The sequence below is a fragment of the Wenyingzhuangia sp. IMCC45574 genome (assembly GCF_054182685.1).
In genome coordinates this window covers 3,559,346-3,585,445 of record NZ_CM135169.1, presented here as the reverse complement: position 1 = coordinate 3,585,445, position 26,100 = coordinate 3,559,346, and the positions used below count along the sequence as shown (strand labels likewise).

General features: G+C 34.0%; 21 protein-coding genes. 10 read left to right on the top strand and 11 right to left on the bottom strand.

The features are described from left to right. The first annotated feature begins 276 nt into the window (after positions 1-276). A complete protein-coding gene (locus tag ACXHHC_RS15345) occupies positions 277-819 on the top strand; it encodes a pyridoxamine 5'-phosphate oxidase family protein (protein WP_458227247.1) in 543 nt (180 codons plus the stop codon). 35 nt (positions 820-854) lie between these two features. On the opposite strand, the gene ACXHHC_RS15340 is transcribed toward ACXHHC_RS15345, so the two are convergent. The 5 genes from ACXHHC_RS15340 to recG all read right to left on the bottom strand — a co-directional run bounded on the left by ACXHHC_RS15340 (position 855) and on the right by recG (position 8,796). Next, positions 855-1,817, bottom strand: a complete 963-nt coding sequence (locus tag ACXHHC_RS15340) for a glycosyltransferase (RefSeq protein ID WP_458227246.1) — start codon at positions 1,815-1,817, stop codon at positions 855-857. Between the two features lies 1 nt (position 1,818). After that, entirely contained in the window at positions 1,819-2,859 is a 1,041-nt protein-coding gene (locus tag ACXHHC_RS15335) for a quinone-dependent dihydroorotate dehydrogenase (protein WP_458227245.1), read from the bottom strand. A 105-nt stretch (positions 2,860-2,964) separates the two neighbouring features. Next, positions 2,965-5,391, bottom strand: a complete 2,427-nt coding sequence (gene pheT, locus ACXHHC_RS15330) for a phenylalanine--tRNA ligase subunit beta (protein ID WP_458227244.1) — start codon at positions 5,389-5,391, stop codon at positions 2,965-2,967. 135 nt (positions 5,392-5,526) lie between these two features. After that, positions 5,527-6,657, bottom strand: coding sequence for an MBL fold metallo-hydrolase (locus ACXHHC_RS15325; protein WP_458227243.1), 1,131 nt, complete (start codon positions 6,655-6,657; stop codon positions 5,527-5,529). 39 nt (positions 6,658-6,696) lie between these two features. Further along, positions 6,697-8,796 carry an ATP-dependent DNA helicase RecG gene (gene recG, locus ACXHHC_RS15320; RefSeq protein ID WP_458227242.1) on the bottom strand — a complete coding sequence of 700 codons (2,100 nt, stop codon included), beginning with the start codon at positions 8,794-8,796 and terminating at the stop codon, positions 6,697-6,699. Positions 8,797-9,103: 307 nt separating this feature from the next. Between recG and ACXHHC_RS15315 the strand changes: the two genes are divergently transcribed. From ACXHHC_RS15315 to ACXHHC_RS15305, 3 genes are all read left to right on the top strand, one after another. After that, the gene (locus tag ACXHHC_RS15315; RefSeq protein WP_458227241.1) at positions 9,104-10,312 is read left to right on the top strand and encodes an RsmB/NOP family class I SAM-dependent RNA methyltransferase; all 1,209 of its coding nucleotides are present in this window, start codon (positions 9,104-9,106) and stop codon (positions 10,310-10,312) included. Positions 10,313-10,423: 111 nt separating this feature from the next. Then, positions 10,424-12,343, top strand: a complete 1,920-nt coding sequence (locus ACXHHC_RS15310) for a P-loop NTPase fold protein (protein ID WP_458227240.1) — start codon at positions 10,424-10,426, stop codon at positions 12,341-12,343. Between the two features lie 81 nt (positions 12,344-12,424). After that, on the top strand, positions 12,425-13,294 hold the full coding sequence (locus ACXHHC_RS15305; protein WP_458227239.1) for a GNAT family N-acetyltransferase: 870 nt from the start codon (positions 12,425-12,427) through the stop codon (positions 13,292-13,294). A 94-nt stretch (positions 13,295-13,388) separates the two neighbouring features. On the opposite strand, the gene ACXHHC_RS15300 is transcribed toward ACXHHC_RS15305, so the two are convergent. From ACXHHC_RS15300 to ppk2 (ACXHHC_RS15285), 4 genes are all read right to left on the bottom strand, one after another. Beyond that, positions 13,389-14,111, bottom strand: coding sequence for a DsbA family oxidoreductase (locus tag ACXHHC_RS15300; RefSeq protein WP_458227238.1), 723 nt, complete (start codon positions 14,109-14,111; stop codon positions 13,389-13,391). 122 nt (positions 14,112-14,233) lie between these two features. Continuing rightward, the gene (locus tag ACXHHC_RS15295) at positions 14,234-15,304 is read right to left on the bottom strand and encodes a hypothetical protein (RefSeq protein ID WP_458227237.1); all 1,071 of its coding nucleotides are present in this window, start codon (positions 15,302-15,304) and stop codon (positions 14,234-14,236) included. Between the two features lie 60 nt (positions 15,305-15,364). Next, complete coding sequence (gene ppk2 / locus ACXHHC_RS15290; RefSeq protein ID WP_458227236.1) at positions 15,365-16,147, bottom strand: polyphosphate kinase 2; 783 nt, start codon at positions 16,145-16,147, stop codon at positions 15,365-15,367. A gap of 1 nt (position 16,148) precedes the next feature. After that, complete coding sequence (gene ppk2, locus ACXHHC_RS15285) at positions 16,149-17,006, bottom strand: polyphosphate kinase 2 (protein WP_458227235.1); 858 nt, start codon at positions 17,004-17,006, stop codon at positions 16,149-16,151. A 107-nt stretch (positions 17,007-17,113) separates the two neighbouring features. Between ppk2 (ACXHHC_RS15285) and ACXHHC_RS15280 the strand changes: the two genes are divergently transcribed. Further along, positions 17,114-18,070, top strand: coding sequence for a lipid A-modifier LpxR family protein (locus tag ACXHHC_RS15280; protein WP_458227234.1), 957 nt, complete (start codon positions 17,114-17,116; stop codon positions 18,068-18,070). Here ACXHHC_RS15280 and ACXHHC_RS15275 read toward each other — a convergent pair. Beyond that, positions 18,067-19,287, bottom strand: a complete 1,221-nt coding sequence (locus ACXHHC_RS15275; RefSeq protein WP_458227233.1) for a glycosyltransferase family 4 protein — start codon at positions 19,285-19,287, stop codon at positions 18,067-18,069. The two genes, ACXHHC_RS15280 and ACXHHC_RS15275, sit on opposite strands and share 4 nt — an antisense overlap. A 62-nt stretch (positions 19,288-19,349) precedes the next feature. Here ACXHHC_RS15275 and ACXHHC_RS15270 point away from each other — a divergent pair, with 62 nt between their 5' ends. Genes ACXHHC_RS15270 through ACXHHC_RS15260 form a run of 3 tightly spaced genes read left to right on the top strand, consistent with a single transcriptional unit; the run spans position 19,350 to position 21,763 of the window. Further along, positions 19,350-20,456, top strand: a complete 1,107-nt coding sequence (locus ACXHHC_RS15270; protein ID WP_458227232.1) for a DNA alkylation repair protein — start codon at positions 19,350-19,352, stop codon at positions 20,454-20,456. Next, positions 20,443-20,952, top strand: a complete 510-nt coding sequence (locus ACXHHC_RS15265) for a hypothetical protein (protein WP_458227231.1) — start codon at positions 20,443-20,445, stop codon at positions 20,950-20,952. The genes ACXHHC_RS15270 and ACXHHC_RS15265 overlap by 14 nt, the downstream gene beginning before the upstream one ends. A 37-nt stretch (positions 20,953-20,989) precedes the next feature. After that, on the top strand, positions 20,990-21,763 hold the full coding sequence (locus ACXHHC_RS15260) for a hypothetical protein (protein WP_458227230.1): 774 nt from the start codon (positions 20,990-20,992) through the stop codon (positions 21,761-21,763). A 10-nt stretch (positions 21,764-21,773) separates the two neighbouring features. Here ACXHHC_RS15260 and ACXHHC_RS15255 read toward each other — a convergent pair whose 3' ends face one another. After that, positions 21,774-24,092, bottom strand: a complete 2,319-nt coding sequence (locus ACXHHC_RS15255; RefSeq protein ID WP_458227229.1) for a DNA topoisomerase 3 — start codon at positions 24,090-24,092, stop codon at positions 21,774-21,776. 149 nt (positions 24,093-24,241) lie between these two features. On the opposite strand from ACXHHC_RS15255, the gene ACXHHC_RS15250 reads away from it, so the two are divergent. Then, positions 24,242-25,393: an MFS transporter gene (locus ACXHHC_RS15250; RefSeq protein ID WP_458227228.1), complete on the top strand. Its 1,152-nt coding sequence runs from the start codon at positions 24,242-24,244 to the stop codon at positions 25,391-25,393. A gap of 37 nt (positions 25,394-25,430) precedes the next feature. Then, positions 25,431-26,099: an Ig-like domain-containing protein gene (locus ACXHHC_RS15245; RefSeq protein WP_458227227.1), complete on the top strand. Its 669-nt coding sequence runs from the start codon at positions 25,431-25,433 to the stop codon at positions 26,097-26,099. Position 26,100 lies beyond the last annotated feature (1 nt).

Genomic DNA, 26,100 nt, shown 5'->3' with positions numbered 1-26,100 from the left:
ATACGCGGGGATAAGAATAAAATAGGTCATTTTTTCTCTCATAATTTTTTCTCTTTAAGATACTAAAAATATTTTAGAACTGGGGGTTAATAAAAAACAAACTTACTAATCATTTGTTAAATCAAAAAACTTAAACAGCATTCTTTTACCTGTTAAAAATCATTTGAGAAAAAAAACAACATCTTTAAAGTTACTTTAAAACAGTTATAACATAATTAACTATTAAAGCTTAGGAAATTTATAGTAGCTTTATTATTGTAAATAGAAATTACAACTATGGGAAAAAAATATGCTGAAATAGGACAAGAACATCAAGAATTCATAAAAAAACAACCTATCTTTTTTGTAGGTACTGCAGCAGCCACAGGTAATGTAAATGTATCTCCTAAAGGAATGGACTCTTTTAGGGTGATAGATGCTAACAAAATAGTTTGGTTAAACTTAACAGGTAGTGGAAATGAAACTGCTGCTCACTTGTTAAAAAGTAACCGAATGACGATTATGTTCTGTGCTTTTGAGGGAAAGCCTCTTATTTTAAGGCTCTATGGAACCGCTAAAATATACCACCCAAGAGATGTAGAATACCAAGAGTATATTTCTTTATTTCCAACCACAGCAGGATCTAGACAAGTTATTGTTATGGATATAGACTTGGTACAAAGTTCTTGTGGATTTGCTGTCCCATTTATGGATTTTAAAGAAGATAGAACCGTATTGAAAGACTGGGCAGAAAAACAAGGCCAAGAGAAAATTGAGAATTATTGGGAAGAAAAAAACACCCAAAGTATTGATGGTTTTGAGACTAAAATACTGGGATAATTATCAATGGTAAATGATTAATTTTTAATCCATATTTAACCCTTCACTCCAAACTGGCTCTTTAGAAAACCAAAACCATAGCCAGCCATTTGTATTAAAGTGGTAATAATCGTTAAAAAAGCTACTGCGGCATTTTTAGTCACTAAAAGTGCATTCATCAACAATAGTGTAAAATACAGATAATAGGCTATAATTAACTGCCAATACCCTGCCATAAATAAAATAGAAGCGCTAATAAAACCAAGAATAAAAACACTTGGAAACCAATAGGTAATTTTAGCTGTACCTGGGTACTTTTTATTTAGAATAGGTCTTGCTGTTCCAAACTTATGTGTTTGTTGAAAGAAGGCATCTAAACTGGTTCTTCTTTTATGGAATACAAATGCTTTTTCTATCAATTGAGTTTCAAAACCATGATTCCACAAACGGAATGTTAAATCAATATCTTCTCCATATTTCATCTCAGAAAAACCTCCTGTCTTTTCAAAAGCTTTTCTAGAGATTCCAAAATTAAAGCTTCTGGGCTGAAACTTACCCACACTCTTTTTCTTCCCTCTTATTCCTCCAGTTGTCATTACAGAGGTCATAGAAAAATTAATTGCTTTTTGAAGATTGGTAAAAGTAGGATGTGCTGCATCGGGTCCTCCAAAAGCATCGGTATAATTTTCTTTTAATGCTTTGTGTACTCTTTTTAAGTAATTACTTGGTACCAAAACATCCGAATCTAGAATGATAAAATACTTTCCATCCGCATGTGTCATTCCAAAATTACGAGCCATTCCCGCTCCTTCATTTTGGGTAACAAAATATTGTATATCTAAACGATCTTGATAGGTATCTACAACTTCTTTAGCCGGAAAATCCGAACCATCTTCTACAATTACAATTTCAAAAGGTTTATGAAACTCTTGCTTTGTTAAACTATATAACAACTCATCAATTTCCTGCGGTCTGTTATACACAGGAACAATAAATGAATAAGTTGGCTCTGGTGTCATTTTATAAAGTCTTTAAAATCGCTTTATTAATTTTCTTAACTAACGATGGGCCTTCGTATATAAATCCAGTATATACCTGTACCAAATCGGCACCAGCTTTTATTTTCTCTAAAGCATCTTCTGCAGAATGAATACCTCCTACTCCTATAATAGGAAATGCTTTGTTAGACTTTTCTGCTAAGTATTTTACAACTGCCGTACTTCTATCTTTAATAGGCTTTCCACTTAATCCTCCGTTTCCAATAGCTGCTAATTGTTCTTCTGTAGCCTTTAAACCTTCTCTGTTTACAGAGGTATTAGATGCAATAACCCCATCTAACTTAGTCTCTGCAACCAACTCTATAATCTCATCTAACTGATTGTGATTTAAGTCTGGAGCTATTTTTAATAAAATAGGTCTTTGCTCTTTCTTAGTGTTGTTAATTTTCTGCACTGCAGCTACCAACTCTAACAAGTAATCTTTGTCTTCTAATTTAGCGTGGCTGCTTACGTTAGGACAACTTACATTTAGTACAAAGTAATCTACATGTGGATGTAACTCTTCAAACACCTCGCAATAGTCTTGCGTATATTGCTCTGTTGGAATGTTGGTGTTTTTCCCAATATTTCCTCCAATGATTACTTTTCCTTTGTTATTTCTTAAGTTTTTAACAATCTCTGTAACTCCAAGATTATTAAACCCCATCCTATTGATAATACCTGCATCTTCCTTTAAACGAAACAAACGCTTTTTAGGATTTCCTTCTTGTCCTTTAGGAGTAACAGTACCTATTTCTATAAACCCAAAACCATAATCTGCTAACTCATTAAACAGTACAGCATTTTTATCAAACCCAGCTGCTAAACCTACCGGATTTTCAAAATTAATTCCAAACAACTCTCTGCGAAGCTTAGGATGATTCACTTTGTAAAAAGCTCTAGTTAACGCAGGAACTCCGGGTATTTTAGACAATGCTTTTACAGTATCGAAAACAAAATAGTGAACTTTTTCAGGGTCGTATTGAAAAAAGATTGGACGAATAATTGACTTGTATAAACTCATATGCCCTGCTTAAAATTTGTGCAAATTTACGAACTTTATTTGGATTCTATTGGCAAGAATCCGGTTATAAAAAAAGCCTTTACAAAATAGTAAAGGCTTTTTAATTTATCTTAAGGATGCTTCAAACTGTTTTTCGAACGAACCTTGAAGCTTACTCATTATCTTTTCTATTTGTTTGTCTTCTAACGTTTTGTTTTCATCTTGTAACACAAAACTCAATGCATAAGACTTTTTACCCTTAGGCAACTTGTCTCCCTCGTACACATCAAACAAATCTACGTCTTTTAACAACTTCTTTTCCGATTGGAAAGCTGCATTGTACAAATCTTTAAATGCTACCTCGTTATTTAACAATAAGGCTAAATCTCTTTTTACCAATGGATATTTTGGTAAAGGACTTACTTTCATTTTATTGTTTTGAGATACTTTTAAAATGGTATCCCAATTAAAATCTGCATAGAATACAGGTTGCTTTATCCCAAATTCTTTTAAGATTTTTGGACTTACAATACCCACGTCTACCAAATTCATTTTCCCTAACCCTAAAGTAATCCCTTCAGAAAACACATCGTTTTTAGTAGGAGTTGTCTTTAAGTTACTGTGTCCTAATCTTTCTAAAACTCCAGTTACAATAGCCTTTATGTAATAGAAATCTGTTGCTTTAGTAGTGTCTACCCAAGATTCTTTGCTTCTGTTACCAGACACAAATAATGTTAAGTGTTTTGCTTCGTCGTATTTTTCTCCGTATTTATGGTATGTTTTACCAAACTCGTAGAACTTAATATCGTTGTTTTTTCTGTTGATGTTATAAGCTACAGACTCCAATCCACTAAACAATAAAGATTGTCTCATCACTGCTAAATCGCTACTTAAAGGATTTAACATTTCTACATTGTGCTCTGCATTCAAATTGTCAGACAAATCAACATAAGAAGCTTTTGTTAAAGAGTTGGCCATGGTTTCGTTAAAACCTTGTACTCTTAACTGCTCTGCTATTGTATTCTCTGTTTTTACACCATCAAAAATAGAAGACTCTATAGAAGTGTTTAACTTGTGAGAAAACTCGATATTGTTGTAACCATACACTCGTAAAATTTCTTCTACAATGTCTGCTTCTCTTTGAACATCTACTCTATAAGCAGGTACTACCAAACCTAAACCTCCTTCTGTTTCGCTATTAATTTTAATTTCTAACGAAGCCAAAATATTTTTAATTGTTTCTCTTGGTAATTCCTGTCCAATAACTCTACTTACGTTTTCGTAAGACATAAACACCTCAAAATCATCAATCTTATTTGGATATACAATATCTACATCAGATACTGCTTTACCTCCTGCAATTTCTTCTATTAACAAAGCAGCTCTAATTAAAGCATACTTGGTAATATTAGGATCTATTCCTCTTTCAAAACGGAAAGAAGCATCGGTATTTAAACCATGCCTTTTAGCTGTTTTACGAACCGATACAGGATTAAAGTACGCTGCCTCTAAGAAAATAGAAGTAGTTCTATCTGTAACTCCAGATTCCAAACCTCCTAACACTCCCGCTATACATAGTGGTGTTTCCTCAGCATCACAAATCATTAAATCCTCTGTGCTTAACTCTCTCTCTACCTCATCTAAGGTGGTAAATTTAGTACCTTCATCTAAAGTAGTAACCACTACTTTATTTCCTTTAATCTTATTGGCATCAAAAGCATGTAAAGGTTGTCCCAACTCGTGTAACACATAGTTGGTAATATCTACTACATTGTTAATTGGTTTTACCCCAATTGCTTTTAATCTATTTTGCAACCATTCTGGAGAGTCTTCAACTTTTACGTCTTTAATAGCCACTCCTCCATATTTAGGACATCTATCAAAGTCCTTTACATGTAAATCGAACTTTAACAAACGTTCGTATATGTGGAAATCACTTACCGATGGAGATATTAACTCCTTCTTAATTCCTTGTTGTAACAATCCAGCTCTTAAATCTCTGGCAACTCCAATATGACTCATAGCATCGGCTCTGTTTGGTGTTAAACCAATTTCAAAAACCTCATCTACTTCTATATTAAAAACCTTAGCGGCAGGAGTTCCAGGTACTACATCTTCATCTAATACTAGAATACCATCATGACCAGAACCTAGACCTAACTCGTCTTCAGCACAAATCATTCCATGACTTTCCTCTCCTCTAATTTTTCCTTTTTTAATTTTGAATCCTTCTCCTTTGTCATCGTACAATACGGTACCTACAGTAGCTACAGGTACTTTTTGACCAGCAGCAACATTAGGTGCACCACATACTACTTGTATTGGAGCCTCTCCGCCAACATTTACCGTAGTTACGCTTAATTTATCTGCATTAGGATGTCTTTCGCAAGTTAGTACCTCTCCTACTACAACTCCCTCTAAACTTCCTTTGATAGATTCTACCTTCTCAATTCCTTCAACTTCCAACCCAAGATCTGTTAACAACTCTCCTGTTTTAGCAGCCTCCCAGTCAATTTGGATAAATTGTTTTAACCAATTGTACGATATTTTCATCTGTTCAAAAATTCTTTTAAGTGCGCAAATTTACGATTTCAATTAGCAATGTGCAATGATTAATTGGTTAATGATAATGTTCTATTAACAATTAACAGATTTAAAATTGATGTTATGCAAGTAGGCCATTCATATTTAAAGATCTTTCCACCAATTGTCATAAATTGAGATGGAGTCTTTTACTTTAATTTCTTCTCCAATTTCTGGGGTAATAATTGGCAAGTTTAACTCTTTCCCCTTTTTTGTAACACGCTGAATGGGATCTTTCCAGTCGTGTAAAGCCAATTTAAATCCTGCCCAATGAATAGGCATTAGCTTCTTAGCTTTTACATCTACACCCGCTTGCGCAGTTTCTTCGGGCATCATATGTATATCAGACCACATTTTATTGTACTGCCCACATTCCATCAAAGCCAAATCAAAAGGACCGTACTTTTCTCCTATTTCTTTAAAATGCTTGGCATAACCACTGTCTCCACTAAAATAAATATTTTCCGTTTTAGATGTAATTACCCAAGAACTCCACAGCGTACTTTGTCCGTTGTTAAACTTTCTACCAGAGAAGTGTTGAGCCGGTGTACACACCAACTTTATAGCATCTAAAGTAGTTTCTTTCCACCAATCCAATTCCGTTATTTTACCTGCAGGCACTCCCCATGCCTTTAAATGCGTTCCCACTCCCAAAGGCAAGTAAAAATGGTTGGTTTTATCTTTTATTTTCACAATGGTTTCGTAGTCTAAATGGTCGTAATGATCGTGCGAGAAAATCACTGCATCTATTTGTGGTAAACTATCAATCTTTACAGGAAACTCCTCGTTAAAACGATCTGCTCCCAACAAAGGATGTGGAGCAGCAACTTTACCAAACATAGGATCTAATAAAATGTTTTTTCCATCTATCTGTAGTAAAAAAGATGAGTGTCCAAACCAGACCATACGAGCATCTCCTTGGTAGCTCTCTATAGCATCTGCATTTATTTTCTTTACAGCCAAAGCTTCTTTAGGTCTTCCATTAGGCACCTTAGTGGTAAAAAATGTATATGCCAACTTTAGAGTTTCCATAAAACTTAATTCTTTGGGAACTGGATTGGTATTGTTAAACTTCCCCTCTTTGTACTGATGAGAAGTTTTAAATATTTCTTTTTGTTCTGAACTTATATCACCTCCAAAACTTGGATAATAATTGGTGAATAAAAAATAACCAATTACCAGACCTACAATTATAAACAAAAAAATTACCATTGTCTTTTTTACGATTCGTTTCATTATTTACTACTACAATCTGTTGCGATAATTCTCGCTACGTTAACTTATATTCGCCCAAATACTGGTTCTTCTGTGTATTTGTGCATAGGTCTTCTTTATGGGTAAATTTTGAGGCAATGCTAAATTAGGATCTTCTCGCAACACCTCTACAGCCTTGTTTCTTGCCATATGTAACTCGTTAGAATCTCTTACCAAATCGGCAATTTTTAAGTTGAGCACCCCACTTTGTTGCGTACCCATTAAATTCCCTGGCCCTCTTAATTTTAAATCTACTTCGGCAATCTCAAAACCATCACTGGTGCGCACCATGGTCTCCAAACGAGTTTTAGAGTCGTTAGATAGTTTTACGCCCGACATTAAAATACAATAACTCTGGTCGGCTCCACGTCCTACTCTACCACGCAACTGGTGTAACTGAGAGAGTCCAAAACGCTCGGAACTTTCTATTACCATTACCGATGCATTGGGTACATTTACTCCTACTTCTATAACCGTAGTAGCCACCATAATTTGTGTTTCTCCTTTTACAAAGCGTTGCATTTCCAACTCTTTATCATCGGGTTTCATTTTCCCGTGCACAATGCTAATCTTATATTTTGGTAAGGGAAATTCACGTTGAATGCTTTCATACCCATCCATTAAATCTTTATAATCCATCGCCTCGGATTCCTCTATTAATGGATATACCACATAGACCTGTCTTCCTTTTGCTATCTCATCTCGCATAAACTTAAACACACGCAAACGAGCACTATCAAAACGATGTACGGTTTGTACAGGTTTTCTTCCTGGTGGTAATTCGTCTATAATAGAAACGTCTAAATCTCCATATGCACTCATGGCCAAGGTTCTGGGTATGGGAGTGGCAGTCATAATTAATACATGCGGTGGCAAGGTGTTCTTCATCCACATTTTAGAACGTTGGGCCACTCCAAAACGATGCTGCTCGTCTATAATAGCCAATCCTAAATTTTTAAACACCACTTTGTCTTCTAGTATGGCATGTGTCCCTACTAAAATTTCTAGTTCTCCACTTTCCAAACCAGCATGAATTTCTCTTCTTTCTTTTACACGGGTAGCACCGGTTAATAACTTTACCGTAATTCCAAATGGAGCTACTAATTCCGAAATTGCCAAATAATGCTGACTTGCTAAAATAGCTGTGGGTGCTAAAATGGCTGTCTGAAAATTGTTATCCAAAGCTATTAACATAGAAAGTAAGGCTACAATGGTTTTACCTGCCCCCACATCTCCCTGTAGCAAACGATTCATATGTGCACCACTTGCCATGTCTGCACGAATCTCTCTAAGTACTCTCTTTTGTGCGTTGGTCAAATCGAATTGTAAGCCCGATTTGTAAAACGAATTGAATTTTTCGCCCACTTGTTCAAAAACAAAACCTTTTATTTTGTCTTTTCTTATAAACTTATTTCTGATGAGTTGTGTTTGTATGTAAAAAAACTCCTCAAACTTTAATCGTTTTTTGGCCTGTGCTAATAATTCGTGACTTTTAGGAAAATGAATATTAAACAAGGCATCTTTTTTAGGCAGCAAGCCTAAATCGTCTAAAATTTCCTGAGACAAGGTTTCTTCTATAAAAGGGTATGCTTCTTTTAACAAATGCTCCAAGGCTCTCCCCATTACTTTGTTATTAAATCCCTTGGCACTCATTTTTTCTGTAGAAGGATATACCGCTTGCAACCCCTGAGACAAGCTTCTTTTATAATTGGCTTCTAACTCCATTTCTGGATGAGGCATACTAAACAAACCGTTAAAAAAGTTTATTTTACCATATATAATATACGGTTCGTTTACTTTTATACTCGCCTTTAACCATCTAGAAGCTCTAAACCAAACCAGTTCCATTGTACCGGTTTCGTCTTTAAAACTAGCTACCAAACGAGAACCTCTTTTTTGCTTTACTTCTTTTATATCTACTACTATTCCTTTTAACTGTACTTCTGCCTGATTGGGTAATAATTCGCGTATGGTGTATATTTTAGATTTGTCTACATACCTATTGGGAAATAAATTCAATAGTTGATTGGCCGTAAACACTCCCATTTCTTTTTGGAGTACAGCAGCTTTGGCAGGCCCTATGCCTGTTAAAAAAGAAACATTGGTATCAAAATCGAACATATGTACGCTATCAGAACAATTAAAAGCTTAGAACAGCTAATCAAACTTAAACAATATCAATCTAAAAAACACATCAAAAACGAATATACATACATGATGTATATTTTTTCCACATGAATTAAAAAAAAAATCTATATTCGTGGTACTAAAGTATGATATTATTAATCTACCCCTAAAGATTAATTTCTATACCCCAAGGATAGATTTCCTTAAATCTATCCTTTTCTAGCTAATTTTTATCAAGAAAATTTTCGGCTGCTACATCCAATGTAAAACACTAACTTTGCACTTCCAAAAAGGAATACCAATGAGACTACATAGAAATTTAGTTTTTACAGTAATAGATTCATTACAGCTTATTTTTAATGAGGAGGAATATGCCGACAAAGTGGTGCAAAAGGCACTAAAAAAGGATGCCAGATGGGGAGCTAGAGATCGTAAGTTCGTAGCCGAAACTATTTATGAAATTGTACGATGGAAACGTTTGTACAACGAAATTGCTGGAACTAAAGATCATTATACTCGCGATAATTTGTGGAAATTATTTGCTGTATGGGCAGTCTTAAGAGGTATAGAACTACCTGAGTGGAAATATTTTGTAGACACTCCTGTAAGAAGAATTAAAGGAAAGTTTGACGAACTACAAAGCAACCGTGCCATAGCGCAATCTATTCCAGACTGGATGGATGAACTAGGTGCAAAAGAGCTAGGAGAAACTGTTTGGACCAAAGAGCTTAAAGCTCAAAACATTCCTGCATCTGCTATTTTGCGTACCAACACATTAAGAGGAACCAAAGAACAGCTTAAAACCATTTTAGCTAAAGACGATATTATTACCCAACCTATTAAAGGATATCCTTGTGCGTTGGAATTAGAAGAACGTAAAAATGTGTTTAAAACAGCTGCTTTTAAAAGTGGATTGTTCGAAATGCAAGATGCCTCGTCTCAATTAGTAGCAGACTTTTTAGATGTAAAACCTGGAATGCGTGTAGTAGACACTTGTGCAGGTGCAGGAGGTAAAACCCTACACATTGCCGCTTTATTAGAAAACAAAGGTTCTATTATTGCTACAGATATTTACGGTGGTAAATTGGTAGAACTTAAGAAACGTGCCAAAAGAGCGGGTGCTCATAACATTACAACACGTAAAATAGAATCTAGCAAAACAATTAAAAAGCTATACAACACTGCAGACCGTGTATTAATTGATGCACCGTGTTCTGGTTTGGGAGTTTTAAAAAGAAACCCAGACAGTAAGTGGAAATTAGCCCCTGAATTCATTGAAAATATTAAAGATACCCAACGCGAAATTTTAGATCGCTATTCTAAAATTGTAAAAGTAGGTGGTAAAGTGGTATACGCTACTTGTTCTGTACTTCCTAGCGAAAACCAACAACAGGTAGAATTCTTCTTAGCCAACAACCCGAATTTTAAATTTATAGAAGACAAAAAAATACTAGCCCATAAATCTGGATACGATGGTTTCTATATGGCTTTGTTAGAAAGAGTAGAATAGACTTCTTTTTAATATAAAATATCAATCCCAATGCTAATTTTAGTGTTGGGATTTTTTATTTTTATCAAGGACTTGATTTTATAATTGTTATACTTCAAATAAGAAATTGATATGAATAAAGAACTTAATTTTAACTCAAACGACCAGATTGAAAAATACTTAGATGAGTATATTGCCACCCCTAACCCTAAATTTGCTGTGTTATTAAAAGGTAAGTGGGGAGCAGGAAAAACTTACTTCATTAAGAACAAAATTAATCAATGGAAGAATAAAGAAACTAACATCCTCGATGAAGAAACAATAGAGTTAAAACCTATTTACATAAGTCTTTATGGTGTCAAAACTAAAAATGAAATCATCTCAAAAATTAAAGAAGTCCTAAACCCCCTTCTTTATTCCAAATCTGCAAAGATTATAAAAAAAATACTTTTTGGAGTCATTAAAACAGCCACAAGTATAAATATTGATACTGATGGAGATGGTGAAACAGATGGTAGAGTCTCTATTAACATAGACTCTATTGGCATCTTAAAATCTGATAATGAAAAAATTAAGGGATCTAAAATTTTAATTTTTGATGACTTAGAAAGAGCTAATATTAGATTAAATGAACTATTCGGGTATATAAATGAATTTGTTGAACACCTCTCATGCAATGTTATATTAATCGGAGACGAAACAAAGTTTACAAAGCAAAACGAGGATCTAAAAGAGTACAATGAATTCAAAGAAAAATTAATTGGACAGACACTTACTTTATCACCAAACACCTCAACTGCTATTCAACAGTTTGTCAAAACATTAAACACATCTAAAAGTAAAATATATTCAGACAACTTAGAGATAATCAAGGAGCTGTTTATCGCTTCAAAAATTGAAAATTTAAGAATTCTCAGACAAGCTATCTTTGATTTTGATAGATTCACTTCTCAATTTTCTAATGAGATTACTAGCAAAGAAAACTACAATACATTTTGTAAAAGCTTAATTGCCCATTTTTTATTAGTTTATTTAGAATACAAAAATGGTAATCATAAAATATCAGGAAACATTTCTAGATTATTTGAAGATGAAGACGAAGATGTTAAAAACATAAGATTAAAGTACAAGATTATAATAGATAAATTCCAGCTACAAAATGAACATGAAATAATTAATTATGAATTCATTTCAGAATTTATAAATAACGGTTATTCAAATATTACAGACTTAAACAATAGTATTTTAGAAAACAAATTATTTAGAACATCTAAACTTCAAAATTGGGAAAAACTATGGTTATGGAGTAACCTCGAAAATGAAGAGTTTACTGATTTACTAAAAGAGATGAAAAAAGAATATAAAAACAATAAAATTGACAACCCATATATTCTTATACACATAGCAATGATATTTTATGAATTAGACCTAAATAAAATACACACCACAGATATAAAAAAACTTGATTTAGAATTGAGAACTAAATTTGAAGAAATATTAAATAACAGTCAATACTCATCATTTCAATTAATAAAAGACTTTTCTCATGGTAAAGGATACTTACAGAGTAAATCAGCTTTCTTCATAAACTTAAAACAATACTGCAATGAAAGAATAAAAATTTACAACACTAAAAATCAAAATAAAACAATCAAACTAACTTTAGAAAGCATAACTAATAAAAATATAAACGAATTAGAAATAAGACTTTCCGAAATATCTATGAGTAGTAATATATCTCTTGAAAAGAGTTCTATATTTTCTAAAGTTAATCCTAAGATATTGACATCCAATATTCTTTCTTTGACCAATCATAATATTCAAAACTTTATAGACTTCCTTAATAAGAGATACTTTCCTGAGCAAATTTATGCCAATGTTTCACTAGGAAAATATTGCATAGACGACTTTCATTGTTTAAATGATTTAATGTCTTTATTAAATAATGAATTAAATCATTTGTCTTCGATAAAGAAATTTCAAATAAATATACTTATAGATACTCTTGATAAAATATTGATCCGTATAGAAACTCTTAAGTCTCAAGCATAATCCCTCTAGTTCTCGAATCCCTTCGAGGACTACAACCACAATTAGTGTTTCAATACGCTAAAAAAAACACAAGAAAACAGCATGAAAGAAATAGAAGTAGAAAACTTAGCCATTCAACCACTAGATAAGAACAGTTTAAAAACACTCTTAAGCTGGGCTAAAAACGAGGGTTGGAATCCAGGCACCCATGACATAGATGCTTTTTGGGCAGCAGACCCCGAGGGCTTTTATGGTTTTTACGCTAATAACGAATTGATAGCTGGTGGTTCTGTGGTTTCTTACCATGGAGAATTTGGTTTTATGGGTTTGTTTATTGTACACCCAGACTTTAGAGGGAACGGAATAGGAGAAAAACTATGGCACTTAAGAAAAAACTTACTCCTGAGCAGACTTAAACCCAAAGCAACCATTGGTATGGACGGTGTGGTAGCCATGCAACCTTTTTACAACAAAGGTGGTTTTAACATTGCTTTTAAAGATGTTCGTTATGAGTTTACAGGAAAACATTATACATACAGCGAGCTAGTGACTCCCATTCAGCAATCTGACTTCACAACCATAGCTAACTATGACCAAACATGCTTTGTCTATGAAAGAAACAACTTTTTACGAGAATGGTTAAAACTCCCAAACAGTAACGCTATTCAGTTTTCTACAGACAACACTGTTAAAGGTTATGCGGCGATTAGAAAAGTAAATAACGGTTTTAAAATAGGCCCTTTGTTTGCGAACTCTCCTAAGGTTCCCGAAGAGTTATTTAAAGCCTGCTTAAACACAGCCTTAGATGCTCCTGTGTATTTAGACATTCCGCTAGTAAACCAACAAGCCATAGAACTCGTAGAAAAACACAAAGGAAAATACACGTTTGAATGTGCTAGAATGTATTTAGGTCCCACTCCTAAAACAGACATTCAGAAAACCTATGGAATCACTACTTTTGAGTTGGGATAGTTTGTATACGCAACACTCACCTTTCTACATACCTCAAAAAAACAGGTACTCGTTTATAACGAGCACCTATTCGTGAACTATTTTTTAATATAAATTAACAACACCCACTCCCAGGCGTACAGCTACTACCTTGTTGTTTTTCATCAATGGTAGCCAATCCGCCATTTTTCCATTCTCCATAAGCAGTTTCTAAAGCTTTTAAAAAGTAGTCCTCAGATTGTGCACCAGACACAGCATATTTTCTATTCAGCACAAAAAACGGAACTCCAGATACCCCCAACATTTGAGATTCACGAACATCTGCTTCTACTGCCTGTGTAAACTCATTCGTAGTTAAAGAAACTACCATTGCTTCTCTATCCAGTCCAAGTCCCTCTCCTATTTGAAGTAGCGTTTCTAAATCGTCTACATTTTTACCATCTGTAAAATACGCATTGAATAATTGCTCTTTCATTTGGTTCTGAACCCCATGTTTTGCTGCCAAATGCACCAACTCATGTGCTTTGCGTGTATTTGCCACTACTACTTCCTCCCAATTAAAATTTAACTGAGTATCCGCTGCTGCCTGACGAACATTAGACATTAAACCCAATGCTTGATCCTCGGAAATTCCTTTGTATTTTACTAAAAAGTCTTTAATCCCTGTATCTGCCTTAGTATCTATATCCGGATACAATTCAAAACTCTTCCAACTTACATTTATTCCTTCTTTGTTTGGAAATTTCTCCAATGCATTTTCAAAACGACGTTTCCCTATAAAACAAAAGGGACACATAATATCGCTCCAAACCTCTATATTCATTTTATCTGTATTCATGTTCTATTAAATTTCTTTTTTTGTCTCAAATTTAGGGATTACTTACACATGCACTTTTAACAAAAAATAATAGGTAATCGTTTCTTACGATCACCTATTATTTTAAAAGCTATCTGGTAAAGCTACCAGACAAAAGCTTCTCTATTATCTTTGTAATGTTTTACTACATAATTAAAAGCGGTTTCCATAATTTCGCCCATGCATTTGCACTTTAAAAACTTGGTATCCTTAGTATAATCTACCAAATCCTTTTTTAACTGTTCTATTTTTTCATCGGAAGAAATACGGTCTTGTAACATACAGTTTACCAATTCACGAATTCTCTTTTTTCCTAATAGAATACGCTTGGCAATAGTAGATCGCTCCTCTTGTTTGTACTGCTGTATAGATTCTGGTCGTAGATTGTTATGAACCATATCTACATACACCCTATTTTCTCTTAAATATTGAGGCATGTAGACTTTTAGTTTCCCCTCGTAACACTGTTGGTCAAAATCAATAGCTCTAATTCTATAACGTACCTGATCAAAATCGTGAGTGGGTACTATTACATAATTGTAAGAACGCATATCTCCCAACAAACGAACAATGCAACGTTCGTTAAACTTTACATATTCTTTGGCTATTTGTTTTTGGGTTCTAACAGAATACGAATCCAATCCATCTTGTATAAAAATATCTCCAGGAATTCCAGAAATATGATCTTCTATTAAAGTTTCACCATGTACCAAAAAATTAATACGGTTAGGAGATAACAAGTGCTCTAACTCCAAACCATACACACGAGAAGCATCTGCTTTTTTTATGTACATGTAGGTATAGTTATCGTTTAAGACATTACGCACCTTAATTCTAAAAGGCTTAGAATTCCCAAACGTACAGTAATCTACCGCATCTATATTTAAAAAAGGCACCGAAGTATCCGACCCATCACCGTGTAAAATAGAATATACTTTTTTTAAATCTCTATCTATACCTATACGCTCGTGTTCTGGATAATACACACGTACCCACAAAGTATCTTCTCCATGTTCATCGTACACTTCTATAGCTCCAGAAAAACGAAGCAGGTCGTCGTAAAAAATAGGGATTAATACGTTTCTATTATAATTTGATAGGTATTCACTAAAAAAAGGTTGTACCGGATAAGTTGGCTTTTTTTTAGATATGTTTTGATAATCGGGTTGCTGCATACATCTTCTTCTTAAACAGTTTTGAAAATATCCTTTTATCTATTTTCAAACGTTGATTTGTTACACCTTTCTTTTCTTGTCGTAAGGTATTCTAGACAATAAATATTTAATTGCATTGATTCTTGCAAACGATTTTTTATTGGCCTTAATAATTTTCCATGGTGCATGACCAGTGTTCGTACTTTCGAACATTTTATCCTTATACAACGTATACTCATCCCACAATTCCTGAGCTTTTTCGTCTACGGGAGTAATTTTCCATTGTTTTAACGGATTTGCTTTTATTTCTGCAAAACGTTTGGCTTGTTCATTCTTATCTATAGACATGTATACTTTAACTAGCTTTATACCAGAATCTGTAATCATGCGTTCAAAGTCATTAACACTGTCCATAAAAATTTGATACTCTTCTTGCGAGCAAAAACCATTTACTGGCTCTACAACTGCTCTGTTGTACCAACTTCTATCAAAGAAAACAATTTCTCCTGCCTTGGGAAATTTGTTAATGTAACGTTGAAAATACCATTGAGTTCTTTCCTCTTGGGTAGGTTTAGGTAGGGCTACTATTCTAAAATGACGAGGGTTGATACGCTCTGTAATTCTACGAATTGCACCTCCTTTTCCGGCTGCATCTCTTCCTTCGAAAATTACAATTACACGATCGTTATTTTCAATAATATCCTCGTGCATCTTAATCAACTCTTTCTGGAGTTTCTTTAAGTTCTTAACGTAATTTACGCTCCTTAGTGCCTTAGGCACATTCACTTCTTTATCAGATAACAAAGCTTGTAAACCTTTCTTACTGTTTAAGTTTTTTATATCGCTAGGTGTAAGATTCTCCATGTTAATCAATTTGATAAGATGACCTAAAATAATGCATTACAACATTTGGATCTGGAAATATACTTGTTTTTGCCTCCTCTTTTCCATCGTAATCAAACTGAGACAATACATAACGAATAGATTCCAAACGCGCTTCTTGTTTATCGTTGGTTTTAACAATTACCCAAGGACTGTAAGTCGTATGGGTTTTACTAAACATTTGGTCTTTAAAATGGGTGTATCTATCCCACAATTCTTGTCCCTTTTTATCTACAGGACTAAATTTCCATCTTTTTAAAGGGTTTTCTTGTCTAGAGTCAAATCTAACTAGTTGCTCGTCTTTAGAAATAGACAACCAGAACTTAATAATTACCAACCCATCTTCGTAGAGCATGTGTTCAAACTCTGGTGCTTGTGCCATAAACTCTTTGTATTGTATATCGGAACAAAAGCCCATTACAGGTTCTACCACAGCTCTGTTATACCAACTTCTATCAAAAAACACAATCTCTCCAGGATTTGGAAGTTCTTTAATATAACGCATAAAATACCACTGCCCTCTCTCTATATCTGTAGGTTTGTTTAAAGCAACCAAACGAGAAGAACGCGGATTTAAATGCTCCATAAATCTACGAATTGCTCCTCCTTTTCCGGCAGCATCTCTACCCTCGAAAATAACAGCAACTCTTTTATTGTTCTTCTTTATCCATTGTTGCAATTTCACCAACTCTATTTGTAATAGCTTTAGTTCTTTTTCGTATTTTATTTTGTTTAGAATATCAGAAACGTCAATACCCTTTTCGGTTAATTTTTGTATTAATTCTTCTTTATTAGCAACAGAAGCAAAGTCTTCTGATGATAGGATTTCCTTTTCAGTCATACACATAAATATTGTATTGTGGACAGTAAATATACATATTCCATAACTTTTTACATAGTTTAGTTGACAGAATATGTTGTACTTTTGGGACAATTAAGCAACCTTTAATGAAAGTATTAAAAATAATTTTTATACTATTCTTGTCTTTTATAACAAATGCTATAAAAGCACAAAACACCCAACATGAATTTGGCTTTATTACAGACAACGATTTGTATGCTTCTTTCTCTTTAGACAAATACTACACCAATGGTTTGGAAGTTTTTTTTAACAGTGTAGCCAAAACAACTCCAGCTAGTTTTAATAAAAGAATTCGCGCTATTAAAATAGGTCAAAAAATGTACAATCCTTTTCACTACAACATAGAATCGGTGAACTTTCAGGACCGACCATATGCAGGGTATGTGTACCTTAACTATTCTGAACTTATTGCCAACACCAAGCACCTTATTTCTTTTGGGTTTGAATATGGTTTTACCGGTGAAAAAACAAAAGCAAGAGAAACACAGAATTTTGTACACAAATTCTATGGCAAACGCTTTTCTAATGGGTGGGATACTCAAATTCAAGAAAAAAAAGCTTTTGGAATTAAGGCTTCTTATGTTAGAACCCTATATGCAAAAGAGGAAAGCAAGGTGCAGGTTACTTTTCTAAACAACACAACGCTTCATTCTATTTTTTCTAATATATCTTCTGGGTTAGGGTTTAAAATAAATTTAGAAAGTGAAAATAGGTTGAATTCTTTAGACAACTCTTCTTTTTACCAAACGTCCATTCAAAACAAAAATCAATCTTGGAGTAAAGAAATCTATATAGGTCTTAAAAGCTACATGACATATCAGTTTAAAGACTATACGGTAACTGGAGAATTAGGAAACACCAACTTTTTAACCCAGAAAGAATTTAACATCAAACCTTGGGTATGGTACAATGACATAGGCGTGTACTGGAACCTTAAAAAATGGAACATTAGCTACCATAGAATTTTCCATACCGCAAATCTTAAACACCTAAACACCAATTTAATTCGCTACGGAAGTATTTATCTTACTTATAAATTCTAATGCTTGTTTTTTTCTTCTATCCATTTAGATAGATATTTAGCACTTTTTAAAGAATGATGCTGCAGCATAGCTCCTATAAAATTACAATCTCTATGGCTTTTTATATTCTGTAACAAAAAAGATAATTTTTGGTTGAATTTTTCCTGAAATAACTCTTTCGAAAATCGACTAGAAAGTACCTCTTTCCCTTTTACGGCATGTGCGTTCCACAATGCTGAATCTGTATAAATCGCTACCGATTTCTCTACAAACTCTTCTGTTAAATCTGCTATAGAAGCAGAAAAATCAATGACACCAAACATTCCCTCTGCCCCTACGCTAGACGTAACAAAAGGAGTATTGTTTTGCATTGCATCTATCAACTTTCCTTTTAATCCTGCACCAAATCGTAACGGAGCTAAGCAAACTTTGACTTTTTGCATTACCTCAGCAACATCATTGGCTCTCCCATGCACTAAGAACCCCTGCTGCTTATTATGCAACTGGTATACTTTTTCTGACGGATATCCTCCATAAACATGAAGCCTTGCATTGGGTAGTTTTTTTCTAAGTAAAGGCCATATTTCTGTCTTTAACTGCAATACTGCATCCCAATTAGGAGGGTGGATAAAATTCCCGATAAAAATAAAATCTTCTCTGTCTGTAAAATCTGGTTTAGACTCTTGTTTCACCTCTATTAAAAAAGGAACATACCACAACAAATCGCTAGGAATCTGATACGTCTTTTGCAAGTATTCCATTTCGAATTCCGAAATGGTAAGTGTAGCATCGCAACGATACATACTGGCAATTTCTCTTTTAGCCTCATCGGTAAGCAACATATTTTCTGGCAAACGCTCTCCTTTTTTAACCGCTTTTTCTCTTGCTTTTCTTAAAAAGTGTAAATCCTCAGAATCTAACAATCGTAAAGCATTGGGAGCATTCTCTGTAACTCGCCAACCAAACTGTTCCTCCATTAAAAAACGGTCAAACATCACAACGGTTGGATTCATTTCTTTTATAAAATCATCAAAAGAAACACTGTTTAGCGCTATTAGCTCTTCCTTAACACCAATAGTCTGTAAATTAAAAGCAGTAGCGGGCTTTACTGCCGGACAGGCAAAAGTTACCGCATACTCTAATTCTTTAAATTGATGGATGAGCTGTAACATTCTACTTCCTGCAGCAGTTGCAGAAGGCTCTGGCCAAACATACCCTATAACTAAAAGTGATTGCATCTTACAAAAATATGTAAACTAGAATAGCTTTTTCACTTTGCTTTCTTAAATTTATGCAAGATATGAAACCACTAAAAAACGCATATAATACTTCATTTTTTAATGCTTTCTTAAAGGCTTTTAAAGAAATAGATCCTACAGTAAATAAAACTGCTTTTTTAGAAGCTATTTTTATTCCTGCATGGGAAAACTACGAACTAAAAGAACGCATGCATCATATTGCTTTGGTATTACATCATTTTTTAGATCCCGATTTTAAAAAAGCCATTCAACAAATTAAAGATTTGATTCCTTCTCTAGAAAAAAACAGAATTTCTGGTGGCTATGAATACCTGTTTTTGCCTGATTATGTAGAAACTTTTGGACAAGATTATTTAGTCGAGAGTGTAGCTAGTTTTGAAACCATTACACCTTTTATAAGCTGTGAGTTTGCTATTAGACCTTTTATTATATCGCACCATAAGTACGTAATGGCTAAAATTACGGAATGGACTTTTCATCCCAATTTACACCTTAGAAGATTGGCCAGCGAGGGTTGTAGACCCAGACTGCCTTGGGCCATGGCTTTGCCCGTGTTTAAAAAAGATCCATCTAGTATTCTTCCTATTTTGGAAAACCTTTTAAATGACGAAAGCCCGTATGTAAGAAAAAGTGTAGCCAATAATTTAAACGATATTTCTAAAGACAATCCTAATATAGTAGTAGACTTTACAGAGAAACACTACGGTGAAACAGAAGCTACAGATTGGATTTTAAAACACGCCAACCGCAGTTTATTAAAAAAAGCTGAGCCTAGAATTATGACTGTATTTGGTTTTGGAAACACGTCTCAAATTGACATTCAGAATCTTCAGCTAAATTCAGAAAACATACAGCTTGGAGAAGAATTACACTTTTCTTTTGACTTGGTAAACAATTATAAAAAACCAATGCTAATTCGCTTAGAGTATGCCATTTACTACCTAAAAAACAATGGGAGTTTGTCAAAAAAAATATTTCAAATTAGTCAAAAGGAATATCCTGAATTTAGCACTCATAAAATTGGTAAAAAACAACATTTTAAACCCATCACTACTCGAAAATACTATTTTGGAACCCACAAAATAGCTATTATTGCAAACGGTAAAGAATTCGACTTAATTTCTTTTGAATTAAATGAACCCAATTAACCTCGATAACATTCTAGACAAAAGACTAGATAAGGATTTTCTAATCCAATTGTTTCAAGAACAACAAGAAGTGCACAACGCTGCCATTCAGTTGGCACTGTCCAATCAGGAACCGCAAGCTTTTAGAGCTACATGGATTTTATCTCATTGCACCAAAAAGAACGATGCTAGAATTGTTCCTTTTGTAAATGATTTTATAGAAGAACTTCCAAAAAAAAAGGACGGACATCAAAGAGAAATTCTAAAGATCTTAGAAAAAATAACACTAGATGACGAACAAGAAGGACGTTTGTTTGATTGTTGCATGACATTATGGGAAAACATTGCCAAAGCACCCGCTGTAAGATATGTCTCTTTTAGAATTCTACACAAGGTTTGCGAAAAGTACCCCGAACTTAGCGGAGAGCTAGAATTCATCTGTCAAGAACAATATTTAGAAAGTCTTTCTCCTGGAATTCAAAGAATCGTTCGTAAAATGGTGAACGAAAACTCCTAAATTTAGTATATTCGTTACCCACACATAGCTGCCATACATGAAAAAAATAAGCATCGTATTTTTCCTGTTTTTTATAGGAATCCTTACAAATCAAGCTCAGAGTAAACTAGATCAATATTCAGCCGTTTTAATTCCTAAACAATTTAATTTCCAAACGGAACCTGGTGAATACAATTTAAATAAGATTCTAAAATCTAGCTTAATTAAATACAATTTTAAAGCTTATATCAATGGAGAAAACATCCCAAAAGATATAGATCCTTGTGATGTTTTACATTTAGACATTGCTAAAAAAGGACTTTTATCTAACAAAATGAAACTTGTATTTAACGATTGTTATGGACAAGAAATATATACAAGTGTAGAGGGAAAAAGTAGGATTAAAGAATTTGACAAGAGTTATTTTGAAGCCATTGGCCAAGCATTAAAAGATCCTAAAATTGTAAATCACAAATACGTACCCTCTAAAAAGATAGCCAAAGCACCTAAAGTAACACCTACACCTGTAAGCACACCAAAAGTAATTACAGAACCTAAACCTATAGCAGCTCCTAGAACTTCTAATGCTATTGTTTTAGAATTAAGAGGTCAACTATACAAACTGGTTGAAAAAGAAAAAAACAACTACAATGTGTACAAAAAAGACGAATTGATAGGTACCTTGCAAAAACAGTCTGGAGAAAATTACCAAATGAAAGCAGGTTCCTTAAGTGGAGCTGGTAAATTTGATGATTTTGGGAACTTTATCTTAACAAGAGTAAACCCTGCAAACCAAGCAATTATTACAGATACTTTGGTAAGGATTAACTAGATTATTACTTTTAAGAAGACAATATTTTCCAAACCAACTCTTTTGTTAAGGGTTGGTTTGCTGCTTTTTGTTTGATGGTAGCAAAGTCCATTTTAAAATCGCAACCCGATTTAAACTCTGAACAACCATAAGCTGTTGACCCTTTAAGAATTGTTCCTTTGTTACATTTAGGACAAGTTAAAACATTGGGAACAGTTGCTTCCACTTCTTTCGCTTTTGGAGTTCCTTCCTTAACTTTTAAGTCCAATTGAAAAGCATCGTTAAACACCACCGCTCCATCTACTTTTCCAGTATCGGTTTTAAAACCTTTTAAACTTACGGTACTTCCTTTGGCTAACAATCTTACAAATTGATTTTCAGAAATTTTCTTTCCCATAAAATCAAAAGACATTAAAAAATCACATCCTTGGCTGTATTTATTACAACCATAGGCTTTGCTACCTTTTAACAAATGTCCTTCTTTACACTTAGGACAAGTACTTCCCACCACTCCTTTGGTTTCTTTCTTTTTAGATGCTGTAACTGTCTTAGTTACCACATCTACTTTTATAGGTTTGTAATTAGAGAGTCGCACTTCTACCACCAGATCATCTACCATCTTCTTCATATTTCTAATAAAAGTTCCGGCATGATACTCCCCTTTTTCAATATCTTTTAACTGCTTTTCCCACTCTCCTGTTAACCTAGCAGATTTTAGAAGCTTGTTCTGAATAGTTGTAATTAACTGAATTCCGGTAGACGTTGGTAAAATTTGTTTCTTATTACGTTCTATATAATTACGTTTAAACAAAGTTTCTATAATACTTGCTCTAGTAGAAGGTCTTCCTATTCCATTTTCCTTCATTAAATCTCGCAACTCTTCATCTTCCACCTGCTTTCCTGCTGTTTCCATTGCTCTTAGCAAAGTTGCCTCTGTATACTGCTTTGGAGGTTTGGTCTCTTTCTCCAGAAAAGAAGGTTCGTGCAATCCAGACTCCCCTTTCTCAAAAGTTGGCATTACTTTTTCATCATCGTTCTTTTTTGCTGCTGCCTGATTTTGTTCAGGAGTTTTAAAAACAACTCTCCACCCTTCTGATAATATTTCTTTTCCCGTAGTTTTAAATCCTACTTTTTCTACCTCTGCCAAAACAGTGGTATTAGACACATCACTGTCTGGATAAAAAACAGCAATAAATCTACGAGTAATAATATCGTATACTTTTTGAGCATTGGCATGCAATGGAGTTTCTACCCCCGTTGGAATAATAGCGTGGTGATCTGTTACCTTCTTATCGTTAAAAACCTTGTTGGATTTTTTAATTTTAGACTCAGCTAAAACTGGAGCCGTTAAAGAAGCATATTTTTTTAAGTTAGATAAAATCCCTCTTACTTTTGGATAAATATCATTGGGTAAAAAAGTAGTATCGACCCTTGGATAAGTAACCACTTTTTGCTCGTATAACCCTTGTGTAAGCTTTAGGGTTTCGTCTGCAGTAAAACCAAACTTATTATTACAATACACTTGGAGTCCTGTTAAATCGAACAGTTTTGGTGCGTATTCTTTTCCTTTCTTTTTCTGAACCGATACAATTTCTAAAGGTTTATCCTTAATTAATTGCATGGTTTGCTCTCCATCTTCTTTCTTTAAATAACGACCCTGTTCGTTGTTAAAAACAGTATCTCTATAAAGTGTCTGAATTTCCCAATAAGGCTGAGGTTTAAAATTCTGAATCTCTAAAAAACGACGAACCACCATTGCCAAAGTTGGAGTCTGCACACGTCCTACAGAAAGCACTTGTTTGTCTCTTCCGTATTTTAAGGTATACAAACGTGTTGCATTCATTCCTAACAGCCAATCTCCAATTGCTCTAGAACTTCCTGCATAATACAAGTTGTCGTATTTTTCTGCCGGAATTAATTTTTCGAATCCCTCTTTAATTGCTTCTGTTGTTAAAGAAGAAATCCACAAACGCTCTACCTTACCCGTATAACCAGATTGGTTAATAACCCAACGCTGAATTAATTCTCCCTCTTGTCCAGCATCGCCACAATTTATGACCACATCGGCTTTGTTAAACAAAAATTTGATGGTATTAAATTGCTTTTGCACTCCTTTATCTTCCATCACTTTTACTTCAAATCGTTCTGGAAGCATTGGCAACGTATCTAAATTCCAACTTTTCCAATGCGGCTTGTACTCGTGCGGAGCAAACAAACCACACAAATGACCAAAAGTCCAGGTTACCTGATAACCATTCCCTTCGTAATAACCATCACAACGAACATTGGCACCTAAAACAGCAGCAATTTCCTTGGCAACACTCGGTTTTTCGGCAATACAAACTTTCATTAAAATGGAACGATTAAAAGATTTAAATAATTAAAGAAGAGCAGCACCTCTGGTAAAAGCTCAGGAAAACAAATATAATAGAAACTTTTTCTTGTTTTTAAGAAAGATATCCACAGAAATCCGACTTTCTTTTAATAACTATGTATTCTATGAATAAAACAATAGTACTAACCTTAATTGTTCTAAGCCAATTTTTTGGTACCTCTCTATGGTTTAGCAGCAATGCAGTCTTAAAAGAAATTGCATTAGCTCATCATTTAAACAGCCCTAACTTACTGGCTAACCTAACTATAGCTACTCAAATAGGTTTTATTATAGGAAGTTTGTGTTATGCTATTTTTAATCTTGCAGATCGTTTTAAAGCCAATTTAATTTTTAGTTTAAGTATTTTTTTAGCTGCTTTTTCTAATGCCGCCATCACAATTCCTCATTTAAATTTTGAAACTATTTTTATATTTCGATTTTTAACGGGTGTTTTTCTTGCCGGAGTCTATCCTGTAGGGATGAAAATTGCGGCATACTTTTTCCCAAACACAGTAAGTAAAGCCTTGGGGGTTCTGGTAGGTGCGTTGGTGTTAGGAACTGCATTCCCCCATTTTGTAGCAAGCTTCCACATAAACCTTCCTTGGACAACTGTTATTTTAACAAGCTCTAGTCTTGCGTTTATAGGAGGTGTTTTAATGTTATTTCTAACAACTCCTGCGAAAGAAAAAATTCAAAAGATTGATTTTACCATCATTCCCCAACTTTTTAAAAACAAAAAATTTACCCAAGCTAGCATTGGTTATTTTGGCCATATGTGGGAACTGTATACTTTTTGGGCTTTTGTTCCCTTATTAATTAGTAGCTACGTGCACCAAAAAGAAATAGACTTAAACACGTCTCTTTGGTCTTTTATAACCATAAGTTCTGGAGCTATAGGATGTATAATAGCGGGAAAAATCGCCTTAAAAAAAGGAAGTCTTACTGTTTCTAAATGGGCCTTATACACTTCTTTTACCTGTTGTATTATAAGCCCTATTAGTTTTTATTTTTCCCCAGGTTTGTTCTTGTTCTTTCTAATTGTATGGGGATTCTCTGTAGTAGCAGACTCTCCCTTACTATCTACCTTAATCAACAAAAATAGTATCCCAAACTACAACGGAACCGCTTTAACACTTTCCACCAGTATCGGCTTTGGAATTACGATTCTTAGTATCTACCTATTTAACTCGCTAACCTTAAACATAGATACACCACTGATATTCTTACTGCTAGCCTTAGGCCCAATCATCAGTATTTTGACTTTAAGTAAAAAATAACTTATATTCATTAACACAAAAAACAACTAATATTATTATGAAAAAAGCATCGATCTTTTTAACATCTATGGCAGCAATTGCCTTATTATTTTCTTGCGGATCTGAGAGTTCTAGTGATGACATGGACACTCCTGATCCAATTACTTCTTTATCGGGATCTAAAACTACATTAAACTTCCCTGACACTGAAATTCTTACAACCTCTGAATTGAAGGTAACCATAGAAAATGATGGAAATCAAGACGTAAAAGACATTACCTTAAGTACTACCAAATTTCAATTTGAAACAAGTTCTCTTTCTTTTGACATTACAGCAGGAAACTCTAAGGAAATTACAGTTACTTTTAAACCCACAGAAGCAATTAATTATACAGACAACTTACTTGTTAAAGCTAATAATGAAACCTTAGTCGAAATTACACTTTCTGGTAAAGGAACAGCACCTGCAACACCAGGAAAAGTTACCTTTACCAAAGATATCAAACCTTTAATTGAGAATAAATGTGGTAGCTGTCATACATCTGGCCCTAACAGATTATATAATGTCTATACAACCGCGAGCAACCGTATAGATAATATAATCAACAGAATTAACAGAAATGCTACTGGAGACAACGAATTGATGCCTCAAGGAGGACCTAAATTATCTCCTACTGAGCTAGCTTTATTTCAACAATGGGTTACCGACGGTAAATTAGAAAACTAAA